Origin of the sequence: Actinoplanes sp. NPDC051861, from assembly GCF_040681145.1 — a bacterium.
Taxonomy (GTDB): Bacteria; Actinomycetota; Actinomycetes; order Mycobacteriales; family Micromonosporaceae; genus Actinoplanes.
Genome location: NZ_JBFAYE010000003.1, coordinates 707,418 through 719,495, shown reverse-complemented (window position 1 = coordinate 719,495; position 12,078 = coordinate 707,418). Strand labels below are relative to the sequence as shown.

Annotated in this window: 13 protein-coding genes and 2 pseudogenes; 10 read left to right on the top strand and 5 right to left on the bottom strand. The window is 70.1% G+C overall.

All coding sequences use genetic code 11. The annotated features are described in order from the left end of the window. Nucleotides 1-85: pseudogene (locus tag AB0M02_RS14165) on the top strand (IS5/IS1182 family transposase); the annotation flags it as partial. Between the two features lie 354 nt (nt 86-439). Here AB0M02_RS14165 and AB0M02_RS14160 read toward each other — a convergent pair. Next, nucleotides 440-922, bottom strand: coding sequence for an NADAR family protein (locus tag AB0M02_RS14160; protein ID WP_364226032.1), 483 nt, complete (start codon nt 920-922; stop codon nt 440-442). A 334-nt stretch (nt 923-1,256) separates the two neighbouring features. On the opposite strand from AB0M02_RS14160, the gene AB0M02_RS14155 reads away from it, so the two are divergent. Then, entirely contained in the window at nt 1,257-1,883 is a 627-nt protein-coding gene (locus AB0M02_RS14155; RefSeq protein ID WP_364226029.1) for an ATP-dependent Clp protease proteolytic subunit, read from the top strand. Continuing rightward, nucleotides 1,880-2,494 carry an ATP-dependent Clp protease proteolytic subunit gene (locus tag AB0M02_RS14150; protein ID WP_364226026.1) on the top strand — a complete coding sequence of 205 codons (615 nt, stop codon included), beginning with the start codon at nt 1,880-1,882 and terminating at the stop codon, nt 2,492-2,494. The genes AB0M02_RS14155 and AB0M02_RS14150 overlap by 4 nt, the downstream gene beginning before the upstream one ends. A 123-nt stretch (nt 2,495-2,617) precedes the next feature. On the opposite strand, the pseudogene AB0M02_RS14145 reads toward AB0M02_RS14150, so the two are convergent. Continuing rightward, nucleotides 2,618-2,848: pseudogene (locus AB0M02_RS14145) on the bottom strand (helix-turn-helix transcriptional regulator); the annotation flags it as partial. A gap of 131 nt (nt 2,849-2,979) precedes the next feature. On the opposite strand from AB0M02_RS14145, the gene AB0M02_RS14140 reads away from it, so the two are divergent. Both AB0M02_RS14140 and AB0M02_RS14135 read left to right on the top strand, forming a co-directional pair. Then, nucleotides 2,980-3,471: an SRPBCC family protein gene (locus tag AB0M02_RS14140; protein ID WP_364226023.1), complete on the top strand. Its 492-nt coding sequence runs from the start codon at nt 2,980-2,982 to the stop codon at nt 3,469-3,471. Beyond that, nucleotides 3,472-4,089: a hypothetical protein gene (locus AB0M02_RS14135; protein ID WP_364226020.1), complete on the top strand. Its 618-nt coding sequence runs from the start codon at nt 3,472-3,474 to the stop codon at nt 4,087-4,089. 13 nt (nt 4,090-4,102) lie between these two features. On the opposite strand, the gene AB0M02_RS14130 is transcribed toward AB0M02_RS14135, so the two are convergent. From AB0M02_RS14130 to AB0M02_RS14120, 3 genes are read right to left on the bottom strand one after another with little or no spacing between them, the layout of a single operon-like run. Then, a complete protein-coding gene (locus AB0M02_RS14130) occupies nt 4,103-4,891 on the bottom strand; it encodes an ABC transporter ATP-binding protein (RefSeq protein ID WP_364226086.1) in 789 nt (262 codons plus the stop codon). Nucleotides 4,892-4,941: 50 nt separating this feature from the next. Further along, a complete protein-coding gene (locus tag AB0M02_RS14125) occupies nt 4,942-5,970 on the bottom strand; it encodes an iron chelate uptake ABC transporter family permease subunit (RefSeq protein ID WP_364226017.1) in 1,029 nt (342 codons plus the stop codon). After that, nucleotides 5,967-6,950, bottom strand: a complete 984-nt coding sequence (locus AB0M02_RS14120; RefSeq protein ID WP_364226082.1) for an iron chelate uptake ABC transporter family permease subunit — start codon at nt 6,948-6,950, stop codon at nt 5,967-5,969. Before AB0M02_RS14120 ends, AB0M02_RS14125 begins: the two co-directional genes overlap by 4 nt. A 173-nt stretch (nt 6,951-7,123) precedes the next feature. Here AB0M02_RS14120 and AB0M02_RS14115 point away from each other — a divergent pair, with 173 nt between their 5' ends. From AB0M02_RS14115 to AB0M02_RS14095, 5 genes are all read left to right on the top strand, one after another. Then, nucleotides 7,124-8,161: an ABC transporter substrate-binding protein gene (locus AB0M02_RS14115; protein ID WP_364226014.1), complete on the top strand. Its 1,038-nt coding sequence runs from the start codon at nt 7,124-7,126 to the stop codon at nt 8,159-8,161. A gap of 77 nt (nt 8,162-8,238) precedes the next feature. Continuing rightward, nucleotides 8,239-9,225, top strand: a complete 987-nt coding sequence (locus AB0M02_RS14110) for an iron-siderophore ABC transporter substrate-binding protein (RefSeq protein ID WP_364226011.1) — start codon at nt 8,239-8,241, stop codon at nt 9,223-9,225. Next, nucleotides 9,225-10,250, top strand: a complete 1,026-nt coding sequence (locus tag AB0M02_RS14105) for an iron ABC transporter permease (protein WP_364226008.1) — start codon at nt 9,225-9,227, stop codon at nt 10,248-10,250. Before AB0M02_RS14110 ends, AB0M02_RS14105 begins: the two co-directional genes overlap by 1 nt. Continuing rightward, nucleotides 10,247-11,302 carry an iron chelate uptake ABC transporter family permease subunit gene (locus AB0M02_RS14100; RefSeq protein WP_364226005.1) on the top strand — a complete coding sequence of 352 codons (1,056 nt, stop codon included), beginning with the start codon at nt 10,247-10,249 and terminating at the stop codon, nt 11,300-11,302. The genes AB0M02_RS14105 and AB0M02_RS14100 overlap by 4 nt, the downstream gene beginning before the upstream one ends. Beyond that, nucleotides 11,299-12,075, top strand: a complete 777-nt coding sequence (locus AB0M02_RS14095) for an ABC transporter ATP-binding protein (RefSeq protein WP_364226002.1) — start codon at nt 11,299-11,301, stop codon at nt 12,073-12,075. Before AB0M02_RS14100 ends, AB0M02_RS14095 begins: the two co-directional genes overlap by 4 nt. The last annotated feature ends 3 nt before the right edge of the window (nt 12,076-12,078 follow it).

The window sequence follows — 12,078 nt, the reverse complement described above, 5'->3', positions numbered from 1 at the left end:
CCGCTGCAGCCCGCACCGGGCAACCCCGATCGTGCAGGCCATCCTCGTCCTGCACCACGTCGAGAACCCTGCCTACTCAGGATGAAAAAGGCTCACTGTTCCTGATCGGTGATCCCGCCGACTCGCGCCGCCTGTACGCCGCGAAATTCTGCACCGGTGACATGGACCTGGGCATCGGCTTCGATGCCCAGGCCATCTTCGGAGCGGGCCGGGAAGAAACGCTGCGATGGCTCTCGGAGAACAGGCACACCGAAGAGCACGCACACCTCTCCGACTGGCTGTCGCACGCGGAAGACCCGACGATCGAAGACTGGGCTCAGCACGTACGCGACTACTTCTACTCACCAGATGGCGTCCTGCTGCTCGACGCGCTTTGACTTCAGACGCCTGGCGTACCGCAGCCGTGCGGACAGCGCGTTCGCAATGACTGCGCTCGGTGTTATCGCCGCTGGTGGCGGTCCTGGGTGCCGGGGTTCTGGGTGAGGTCGCTGCGAAGCTGGGTGCGGGTGCGCATCAGGATCCGTCCGAGCATGTTCTTGCCGGTGCCATTCCGGCCGCGGCCCCAGTAGTGGTCAGTGCTGGTGTCCTCGACGATCTCCTCGTCGCCTGTGTCCAGCAGGATGGCGCGGATGTCGGCATGAGCGGTGAACTTGGCCGTCACCGCCCGGCGCATGACGTCGTCCTTGACCCGGTCCCAGTCGCGGCGCAGCGGCCTTGACCGGTCGCGGCCCAGCTCGGCGGCCCGCAACGGGGTCGCCGTCCGCCGGATGAGGTCGGCGTGGCGGGTGCCGGGGAACTTCTGGGCCTGGAAATAGTGCTCGGAGGACGTCCACCGGTGGCCGTCGAGGTCGAAACCGTGATCGGAGAAGTTGGAGAAACAGCCGTGCGGAACCTCGTCGGCACCGTAGAAGTAAATCGTCATCTGAGCCTCGGAACAGGGGCGGGGATCTGCACGGTGTCACGGGCATCGAGAGAGCGGCAACCGAGTTCGCCGGAGACCACCCTGGTCTGCTGCTGTCCGCGCTCGGGCAAGCTGCCGCCGCTGCGGCTGGCATCAGAATCCTTGTCGTCGGTAACCGCGGCTGGCGCTCTCAAGAGACCGAGCCGAGATAGGTCTGGACTCTGGGCCAGTCGAATAGCGCGATGTGGATGGTTGTTTTCTGCTTCATCTGCTTACCGCAGATCGGCTTGGCCGGCGGGCGTTGTCGCCTTGAAGGTGGAGGCGGCACGCAGGGCCGAGCCGGAGGAGAGAAGCCATGCATCCATTCACTGCCGCGACGGCGGGCGGGACCGGGTCCGTCGACGACCAGCTGTCCGTCCAGCTGCTGCATCAGCGCATCATCGTGCTCGGGGCCGAGGTCGACGACCCGATCGCCAACCGGATCTGCGGGCAGCTGCTGCTGTTGTCCGCCGAGGACCCGCTCAGCACCATCAACCTGTACATCAACTCGCCGGGCGGTTCGGTCACCGCCGGCCTGGCGATCTACGACACCATGCGGCTGATCCCCAACGACGTCAGTACGCTGGCCCTCGGGCTCGCCGGGAGCATGGGGCAGTTCCTGCTCACCGCCGGCACCGCCGGCAAGCGGTACGCGCTGCCGCACGCCCAGATCCTGATGCACCAGGGTTCGGCCGGCTTCGGCGGTACCGCCGCGGACGTCGAGATCTACGCCAACCAGCTGGAGCGACTCGGCCAGACGCTGCTGCGCCTGACCGCCGAGCACACCGGGCAGCCCATCGACACCGTCGAACGCGACAGCCGGCGTGATCGCTGGTTCACCGCCGAGGAGGCACTCGAGTACGGCCTCATCGACCGGGTCCTCGACAGCGTCGACGACGTACGCCCCGCGACCGCCCGCCAGCCGATGGGACTGAGCGCATGAGCCACTACACCATTCCGACCGTCGTGGAGAAGACGCCGAGCGGGGAACGCGCCTTCGACATCTACTCCCGGCTGCTGTCGGACCGGATCATCTTCCTCGGCACCGAGATCGACGACGGGGTCGCCAACGTGGTGATCGCCCAGCTGATCCACCTGGAATCCACGGGGGAACAGGAGATCGGAATGTACATCAACTCCCCGGGCGGCTCCTTCAGCGCGCTGACCGCCATCTACGACACCATGCACTTCATCCGGTGCGACATCGCCACCACGTGCGTCGGACAGGCAGCGTCGGCGTCCGCGGCGCTGCTGGCCGCCGGCACCCCGGGCAAGCGATCGGTGCTACGGCACGCGAGGGTCACCCTGCACCAGCCCTCCGGCCAGGCGCGCGGCACGCTGCCGGACCTGGCCGTGGAGGCCAAGGAGGTGGCCAAGGTCCGGGCCGAGATGGATCAGATCCTGGCCGAGCACACCGGTCACTCGATCGCCAAGATCCGCGAGGACACCGATCGCCGGATGACCCTGACCGCCCCCGAGACCGTCGCCTACGGCCTCGCCGACCGGGTCATCACCCGGCGCGAGCCGCACGGCTATCGCCTCAACGCCGCCTGATCAGGCGGCCAACAGGACGACATCGCCGGACCGGGAGCTGCGCGGCACCTGTGCCGCGCGGCGCAGCCGGGCCGTCTCCAGCCGCAGAACCGGGGCACGACGCGCCGTGAGGTCGCGCCCCACCTCGGCCAGCAGGTCGGCGAGCCCCATACCCAGCGAGTCGCAGACGGCGGCCACGATCTCCGAGCTCGCCTCCTTGCGGCCACGCTCGATCTCGGACAGGTACTGCACCGAGACGGACGCGTCGTGGGCGACCTCGGCAAGGGTGCGTTCCTGCTCCAGCCGGCGGCGTCGCAGCACCTCGCCTAGCAGGGTGCGCAAGAGAGGCCGGGGGCGGTACGTCACGTCTGCCATGCGCCGACGGTAATGAGCCGTGGCCGTCGCCGGCACCCGGTTCTGCCAGCAGCATAGGGCGGGACCAGCAATTCGTGTGGACTAGGGTGGGGCGACGTTCGGGTCTGCGTCGGAAACTGGAGCGCTCCGTCATGAAGTACACCGTGTCGATTGAGATCGCTCAGCCTCGGGAGCGGGTGGCTCAGCTGCTCGCCGACCCGGAGCAACTGCCGAAGTGGTTGCGGGGTCTGGTGGTGCATGAGCCGCTGAGCGGGGTGCACGGGCACGTCGGCACCCAGTCGCGGGTGGTGTTACGGATGGGGCAGCAGACGTTCGAGGCTACCGAGACCATCACGCGGCGGGAACCGGTGGATCTGCACGGGATTCCCAAGGAGAGCGTCGTTCGTTTCGAGCGCGAGATCGTCGGTCAGGGCATGTGGAGTGCGGCGCGGGAGCGCCTGACCGAGGCCGGGCCGGAGTCGACGCTGTGGGAGAGCGAGAACGAGTACCGGTTCAGCGGCGTGGTGATGCGGCTGGTGGGGCTCTTCATGCCGGGTACCTTCCGCAAGCAGTCGCTGGAGCACATGCGGGACTTCAAAGCGTTCGCCGAGGACGGAACCGACGTTCGGCAAGCGAAGGGCTGAATGGCAGAGCTCGCGACGTGGGCCGAGGTGGACCCCCGGCTCCACCCGTTCGACCCGGCCGAGGTGGCGGACGCGCTGCGGATGACGGCGCCGCCGCGACCGGAGTGGTGTGACGGGGGCTGGGTCAGCGAGTCGGCGGTCTGGGAATGGGTGAGCAGCGTCGGCGCCGCGCTGGCCACCCGATACGGAGCGTGGGCCTACCGCTGGCACTGGGCACCGGACGCCGGCGTCCGGGTGATCGATCGCCTTCCCCGGCCGGCCGAGGTGCCGGCCTTCGTCACGGATGAGCTCGTGAAATGGCGGCGCTGGCTGGAGAGCCTGGACGACCAGTTCCAACGGCTGCGGCCGGAGCCGGGCGATCCCGTCGAGAGCTGGGAGGTCGCCATCGCCCAGCTGATGACCCGCGTCGTTGCGCGAAGCACGGGTGGTGACGACTGGCAACGGCCGTGCGGTCTCGTCCTGCGGTGGTTCCTCACCGAGAACGGCGTGCCGGCGCACGAGGCGCGGGCGCTCGTCGACGACGCGATCGACGAGCGGTTCTCCACCTGGGCGTACCTGACCGTCACCGACATCGGAGACATCTCGGAGCGGCTGGCGCGAGGCGCACGGGGCGCGTAGGAACGCGGCGCCGTCACGGTGCCGCGGGGGCGGTCACCTCGGTGCGGCGGCGGGCGGCGGGAACGACCAGTGGGGTCCCCGTCTCCGGGTCGTCGATGACACGGCACGGGAGGCCGAAGACATCCTCGACCAGCTCCGCGGTGAGCACGTCGCCGGGGAGGCCGGATTTGGCCACCTTGCCGTCGCGCATGGCGATCAGGTGGGTGGCGTAGCGGGCGGCGTGGTTCAGGTCGTGCAGGACGGCGACGAGCGTGCGGCCCTGGGTCTCGTGGAGTTCGGCGCAGAGGTCGAGGACCTCGATCTGGTGCGCGATGTCCAGGTAGGTGGTCGGCTCGTCGAGCAGCAGCAGCGGTGTCTGCTGTGCGAGGGCCATGGCGAGCCACACCCGCTGGCGCTGGCCGCCGGAGAGTTCGTCGACGTTGCGGTCGGCCAGGTCGGCGACGCCGGTCGCCTGCATCGACTCGGTGACGACCCGCTCGTCGGTGGTGGACCAGCGGCGGATCAGGCTCTGGTGCGGGTACCGGCCGCGGGCAACGAGCTCGGCGACGGTGATGCCGTCCGGCGCGGTGGACGACTGCGGGAGCAGGCCGAGCGTCTTGGCCACCGCGCGGGTGGGCAGCGAGTGGACGTCCTGGCCGTCCAGCAGCACGGTGCCGGCCTGCGGCTTGAGCAGCCGGGCGAGGGCGCGCAGCAGGGTGGACTTGCCGCACGCGTTCGGGCCGATGATCACGGTGAACGAGCCGTCCGGGATGTCGACGCTCAGCTGTTCGGCGATGACCCGCTTGTCGTAGGCCAGCGTCATGTCGGAACCGCTGAGCCGCGGCGTACCGGTCATTGTCTCTCCTTGGGAACTCAAATCCGGCCGGCCCGGCGTTCGGTGGTGAGCAGCCAGACGAGGTAGGCACCGCCGACGATGCCGGTGACGACGCCGACGGGCAGCGGCTTGGGGCCGTGCTGGGCCAGCCAGTCGGCGCCGACCAGCAGCAGCGCACCCAGCGCGAGCGCGGGCACCAGGTTGGGGCCGGGCGCGCGGGTGAGCCGTTTGGTGAGGTGGGGCGCGATCAGGGCGACGAACGCGACCGGGCCGGCGGCGGCCGCCGCGCAGGAGACCAGCAGCGCCGCGGTGAACAGCGCGCCGGTGCGGAGCACCCCGACCGGTACGCCGAGCGCGGCCGCCGAGTCGTCGCCCATCTCCAGGATCCGCAGTCCGGGGCCGCAGGCCAGCAGCAGGATCGGCAGCGTGACGGCGAGGACACCGAGCAGTGGCCCGGCCTGCTGCCAGTCGCGCCCGTCGAGGCTGCCGGTGAGCCAGAGCAGCGCCCGCGCGTTCTCCATCTGGATGCCGCGGGTCAGCAGGTATCCGCTGATGCCGGTGAGTATCGCGGCCATGCCGATACCGACCAGGATGAACCGGTAGCCGTGCAGGCCGTGCCGCCCGCCGATCAGCCAGATCAGCAGGGCCGCGGCGAGGCCACCGGCCACCGCGGCGAGGGAGAGCTGGGTGCTGCTCCCGCCGAGGATCACCACGGCCAGGGCGGCGGTGCTCGCGCCGTTGGTGATGCCCAGCACGTCCGGGCTGCCCAGCGGGTTGCGGACCAGTGACTGGAAGACCGCGCCGCCGGCCGCCAGGGCCATGCCGACCAGGATCGCGGTGATCAGGCGGGGCAGCCGGAGCTCGTTGACGATGAAGTCCTGCGCCGCGGTGCCCTGGCCGAACAGGGTTTTGACCACGTCGGCCGGTGCGATCGGGAACTCGCCGGTGCCCAGCGTCAGCACGCTGACCGCCGCCGTGCCGATCAGCGCCACGACGCCGACGGCGACCGCGCGGGGCCGGATGCCGACGCGGCTGCGGACCGTACCCTCAAAAGTCGTGGTGGTCATCGGGCGGCTCGCACGAGATAGAGGAACAGGGGACCGCCGAGCACCGCGGTGACGGTGCCGACCTGCAGTTCGCCGGGGCTGCCCAGGACGCGGCCGAGCACGTCGGAGCCGAGCAGCAGCACCGGTGCGAGCACCGCCGTGTACGGCAGCATCCAGCGCAGGTCGGGCCCGGTGATCGAGCGGACCATGTGCGGGATAAGCAGTCCGATGAAGACGATCGGGCCGCAGGCCGCGGTGGCGCCGCCGCAGAGCAGCGTGACCGCGACGATCACCATGACCCGGATCACCGACGGGCGGGCGCCGAGCGCGCGGGCCGCGTCGTCGCCGAGCGACAGGGCGTTGAGCGGGCGGGCGGCCAGCAGCGCCACGAGCAGACCGGCGGCGAAGAACGGCAGCAGCCGCGTCGCCGTGGCGAAGTCGGCGCTGGCCAGCGAGCCGGCGGTCCAGAAACGTACCTTCTCGATGGCCTGTGAGTCGGAGAGCAGCGTGGCGCTCACATAGGAGTAGAGCGTGGCGTTGAGCGCGGCGCCGGCCAGAGCGAGCCGGGCCGGTGTGGCCGAGCGGCCGCCGCCCACCGCGTACACCAGGGCCGTGACGACCGCGGCGCCGAGCAGTGCGAACCAGATGTAGCCGTAGAACGTGCCGATGCCGAGGAAGACCGCGGCGCTGGCCACGCCGGCCGAGGCGCCGGCGTTGATGCCGAGAAGGCCGGGGTCGGCGAGGGGGTTGCGGGTCAGCGCCTGCATGATCGCGCCGGCGAGGCCGAGCGCCATTCCGACCATCAGGCCGAGCAGGGTACGCGGCAACCGCATCTCGTGAACGATCCGGTAGTACTGCGAAGCCGGGTCGGTGAGCCCCGCCCAGACCTCGCCGGGCGACAGGAACCGCGCGCCGAAGCCGATGCTCAGCACGACGACCGCCGCGAGGGCGACGAGCGCGATCAGGAAGCCGATCAGGCGCACCGAGGAGCGCCGGACCACCGGTGGCGCCGGTGTCTCGGTGCGAACCTCCCGGTCCGTCACGGTGTCATAGGTGGACAGTTGCGGCTCCCGTCACGGTTCGGCTCATCCTGTTGACGCGCGTTCGGCTCGTTAGGTTAGCCTAACCATCCACCCGGTCGGACGACCGGTCGTACCCGTGAGAAAGAATGAAGATGAAGTACTCCAACCTTTCTTTGTCCCGTCGTGGCCTGCTGGCCGCCGGTGGCGCCACCGCTCTCGGTGCGCTGCTCAGCGCGTGTGGTGGTAACGACGACGCCGGGTCGTCGGCCGGTACCTCCTCCGCTGCCGCCGCCGGACCGTGGAGCTTCACCGACGACCAGCCCAAGGACCTCAAGGCCGACAAGACCCCGGCCCGCCTCGTCGCGTTCACCGGCACCGCCGCCGCGCTCGTCGACCTCGGCCTCGGCGACAAGGTCGTCGGCGTCTTCGGCGAGACCAAGAAGGCCGACGGCACCGCCGAGGACCAGGCCGGCGACCTCGACATCAGCAAGGTCGAGATCATCGGCAACGCGTGGGGCGAGTTCTCCGTGGAGAAGTACGCGGCGCTCAACCCCGAGCTGCTGATCACCCACATGTTCGACCCGGGCGCCTACTGGTACATCCCGGACGAGAGCAAGGACAAGATCCTCGGCCTGGCGCCGACCGCCACCATCACCGTCGGCCGGGTCCCGCTGACCAAGCCCATCGAGCGGTACGCCGAGCTGGCCGCCTCCCTCGGCGCCGACCTCAACGCCCCGAAGGTCACCGAGGCCAAGGCCCGCTTCGAGAAGGCCGCCGCCGACCTGAGCGCCGCCGCGAAGGCCAGCGGTGGCATCAAGGTGCTCGCCGGCTCCGGTTCGGCCGACATCTTCTACGTGTCGAACCCCAAGGTGTCGAGCGACATCATGTACTTCAAGGAGCTCGGCGTCGACATCATCGTCCCGGAGAAGACCGACGGCGGTGACTACTACGAGTCGCTGAGCTGGGAGAACGCGGACAAGTACCACGCCGACATCATCTTCCTGGACGCCCGGACCGGCACCCTGCAGCCGAAGGACCTGGCCTCCAAGCCGGCCTGGAACGCGCTGCCCGCGGTCAAGGCGAACCAGGTCTTCCCGTGGCAGGCTGTCCCGATCTACTCCTGGGCCGGTTCCGCCCCGCTGCTCGAGGCCCTGACCGCCGCGATCACGAAGTCCAAGAAGCTCGCCTGATCCGCCGTTGTCCGGCGAGCCCCGTCACCGCAGCTGCCCGCGGGTGACGGGGCTCGTCTCGATGTAAAGGAAGCGTCGTGGCCCCCACCCGTGCGTTGATCGCCCTCCTTCTCACCGGCACCCTGCTCAGCGCGTGCGGGGACACCGGCGAGGCCGAACCCGCGAGCGGCTCGTCCGCCGCCGCGACCGGGGCGTACCCGGTCACCGTCACCCACAAGCTCGGAACCACCACGCTGGAGAAGGCACCGGAGCGGGTCGTCGCCCTCTCCGACGCCGACCTCGACGCGGCGCTGCTGCTCGGCGTGCAGCCGGTCGGCGTCTACCAGACCGTGTCCGAAGGCGGCATCAACCCCTGGGCCAAGCCGAAGATCACCGGCAACCCGATCCAGCTCGCGCAGGGCGAGAACGGCGTCGACCCCGAGGAGGTCGCCAAGCTGAACCCGGACCTGGTCCTGGCCGGCGGCGACTACTACATCGACAACGAGTACAAGGCGCTGTCGCCGCTCGTGCCGACGACCGCGTACGAGACGGGGCCGTTCGAGGACCCGTGGCAGACCACGCTGCGCCAGGTCGCCAAGCTGCTCGGCAAGACCGAGCAGGGCGAGCAGGTGATCAAGGACGTGCAGGCCAAGGTGGACGGTGTGAAGACCCAGTACCCCGCGCTGGCCGGCAAGACCTTTACCATCTCCCAGGTGTACGAGGCCGGAACCATCGGTGTGCTCCGCTCCGATCAGGACGTCACCGTGAAGGCGTTCAACGACCTGGGCATGAAGCTCGCCCCGGCGGTCGCCGCGCTGCCCGGCGACGACTTCGCGGTCACGCTGAGCCTGGAGAAGATCGCGACCATCGACGCCGACGTGGTGCTGATCTACTGCACCGAGGCGCAGCTGAAGACCGCGCTCGAGGCGAACACGCTGTTCAAGAACCTGCCGGCGGTCAAGAACGGTAAGTACGTGGCTCTCGAGAGCGACAAGTTCATGGCGCTGCGCAACCCGAGCCCGCTCTCCATCCCGTACTTCGTCGACAACACGGTCCCGGCCGTCGCCAAGGCGGCGGGAGCCTGATGACGGCGGCCGGGACGCTCACCCGTACCGGGCGAGGGTTCCGGCTCGCCGCTCTGGCGGTGCTGTTGCTGCTCGCGGCACTGGCGGTGCTGCTCAGCCTCGGCCTGGGCGCGCAGTCGCTGAACCCGTCCGAGGTGTGGCACGCGCTGGTGCACCCGGACGGGTCGGACGCGACCGCGGTGGTCCGGGAACTGCGCGGCCCGCGTACCGCGCTCGGCGTGCTCTGCGGGCTGGCCCTCGGCACGGCGGGCGCGCTGATGCAGGGGCACACCCGCAACCCGATCGCCGACCCCGGGCTGCTCGGCGTCACGGCCGGCGCGTCGTTCGCGGTGGTGATCGCGATCTCCTTCGCCGGAGTCGGGTCGTTCTCCGGATACATCTGGTTCGCGTTCGCCGGCGCGCTGCTGGCGAGCGTGGTGGTCTTCGCGCTCGGTTCGGCCGGTGGCCACGGGCCGACCCCGGTCACCCTCGCGCTGGCCGGGATGGCGCTCAGCGCGCTGCTGGCCTCGTTCACGTCGTCGATTCTGATCAGCGACCCGGAGACGCTCTCGGTGTTCCGCTTCTGGGTGGTCGGGTCGCTCGCGGGGCGCGACATCCAGACCGCGTGGGCGGTGGCGCCGTTCATCGCGGCCGGTCTGCTCTTCGCGGCGGTGAATGCGCCGGCGCTGAACGCGCTCGGGCTGGGCGAGGACGTGGCACGCGCTTTGGGGCAAAATATCGCTTTTGCGCGTACGGTAGGAATTGGTTCTGTAGTGCTCCTGGCCGGCGCCGCGACGGCAGCTTGCGGACCGCTCGCCTTCGCCGGATTGATCGTTCCGCACGCGGCCCGCGTGCTCACCGGGCCGGACCACCGCTGGCTCCTCCCGTTCTCCGCGCTGCTCGGCGTCACCCTGCTGCTGGTCGCGGACGTTGCCGGGCGGCTGATCGCGGCGCCGGCCGAGCTGCAGACCGGGATCGTGCTGGCGTTCATCGGCGCCCCGTTCTTCATCTGGCTGGTCCGCCGGATCCGGATGGTGCGGCTGTGAGTACCCTCCTCGAACTGCCGGGCCGGCGTGTGCTCCGCGCCGGCCCGGTCTCGGCTGTCCTCCCGCTGCGAACGGTGGCGTTGACCGTTCTTGCCCTTGTCGCCACCGTGGCCGTCGGTGTCGTGGCGATCGGGCACGGGGATTTCCCGCTCGGCCCGGCGACGGTCTGGGAGGTGATCACCGGTGGCGGCACTCGCATCGAGCGGCACATCCTGCTCAACCTGCGGCTGCCCCGGATCCTCTGCGGACTGCTCGCCGGAGCGGCGCTCGCGGTCGCCGGCGCGCTGACGCAGACCTTCGCCCGCAACCCGCTGGCCAGCCCGGATGTCCTGGGGGTGACCTACGGGGCGTCGGCGGCCGCGGTCGCCGCGATCGTCGTCTTCGGCGTCACCAGTGCGACCGTCCTGCCCCTTGCCGCACTGGCCGGGTCGCTGCTGAGCGCCGCCGCGATCTACCTGCTCGCCTGGCGCCAGGGCATCGACGGTTTCCGGCTGGTCCTGATCGGCCTGGGCGCCGGCCAGCTGCTCGCCGGTTTCACCTCTTGGCTTTTGGTACGCGCACAGCAGGTCGACGTCACGCGCGCCACGATCTGGTTGAGCGGGTCGCTCGCCGGGCGGGACTGGTCGCACGTGGTCCCGCTTGCCGTCGCCCTGCTGGTTCTGCTGCCGGCCGCGTTGGCCGCCACAGTCGCGCTCCGCGTTCTGCAGTTCGGTGAGGACACCGCCCGCGGGCTCGGCCTGCGCCTGCAGTCCGCCCAACTGGCGGTCGTGGTCGTCGCGGCGGGGCTCGCGGCCGCGGCGGTCGCGTCGGCGGGGCCGATCGAGTTCGTGGCGTTCGTGGTGCCGCAGATCGCCCTGCGGTTGTGCGGTGGGAGCCGGCCGCCACTTGTCGCGTCGGCGGTGCTCGGGGCGCTGCTGGTCGTGGGGTGTGATCTGCTCGCGCGGATCGTGGTGGCGCCCGCTGAGCTGCCGGTCGGCTTGCTCACGGCGATGGTCGGGACTCCCTACCTGCTGTGGTTGTTGTTGCGACGGTCTCGGAGGACGATCGGGTGATTCTTCGTGGTGATCACTTGAGTCTCGGCTACAGCAACATTCCCGTTATTTCAGACTTGAGCCTGACAATTGCTGACAATCGGATCAGTGCGATCATCGGGCCCAACGGGTGCGGTAAATCCACGTTGCTCAAGGCGCTGGGCCGTCTCCTGCGGCCATCGGGGGGAGAGGTGCTCCTCGACGGCGTACGCATCGACAGGATGCCCACCCGGGAGGTCGCCCGCGTCCTCGGCGTCCTCCCGCAGTCCCCGTCCGCGCCGGACGGCCTCACCGTCGCCGACCTGGTGATGCGCGGCCGGCACCCGCACCAGTCCTGGTTCCGTCAGTGGTCCGGCGACGACGAGGAACTGGTGGCGGACGCGCTGCGCTGGACGGGCATGCTGGAGTACGCGTCCCGGCCGGTCGACGCCCTCTCCGGCGGGCAGCGTCAGCGTGCCTGGATCAGCATGGCCCTCGCACAGGGCACCGACCTGCTCCTGCTCGACGAGCCCACGACGTTCCTGGACCTGGCCCACCAGATCGACGTACTCGATCTGATCCGCCGCCTGCACCGGGAGAAGGGCCGGACCGTGGTGATGGTCCTGCACGACCTGAGTCTGGCGGCGCGCTACGCGGACGTGCTGATCGCCATGAAGGACGGGGAGATCGTGGCCACCGGTTCGCCGGACGAGGTGCTCACGCCGGAGCTGCTGGAGAAGGTGTTCGGGCTGCGCGCGATGGTGGTCCCGGACCCGGCAACCGGGACACCGCTGGTGGTGCCGCTGCCGCGCTGACCG

Coding starts and splice junctions, on each gene's coding strand:
- AB0M02_RS14155 (WP_364226029.1), top strand. CDS start 1,257: ATGCATCCATTCACTGCCGCGACGGCGGGCGGGACCGGGTCCGTCGAC.
- AB0M02_RS14135 (WP_364226020.1), top strand. CDS start 3,472: ATGGCAGAGCTCGCGACGTGGGCCGAGGTGGACCCCCGGCTCCACCCG.
- AB0M02_RS14160 (WP_364226032.1), bottom strand. CDS start 922: ATGACGATTTACTTCTACGGTGCCGACGAGGTTCCGCACGGCTGTTTC.
- AB0M02_RS14105 (WP_364226008.1), top strand. CDS start 9,225: ATGACGGCGGCCGGGACGCTCACCCGTACCGGGCGAGGGTTCCGGCTC.
- AB0M02_RS14130 (WP_364226086.1), bottom strand. CDS start 4,891: ATGACGCTGGCCTACGACAAGCGGGTCATCGCCGAACAGCTGAGCGTC.
- AB0M02_RS14125 (WP_364226017.1), bottom strand. CDS start 5,970: ATGACCACCACGACTTTTGAGGGTACGGTCCGCAGCCGCGTCGGCATC.
- AB0M02_RS14140 (WP_364226023.1), top strand. CDS start 2,980: ATGAAGTACACCGTGTCGATTGAGATCGCTCAGCCTCGGGAGCGGGTG.
- AB0M02_RS14150 (WP_364226026.1), top strand. CDS start 1,880: ATGAGCCACTACACCATTCCGACCGTCGTGGAGAAGACGCCGAGCGGG.
- AB0M02_RS14115 (WP_364226014.1), top strand. CDS start 7,124: ATGAAGTACTCCAACCTTTCTTTGTCCCGTCGTGGCCTGCTGGCCGCC.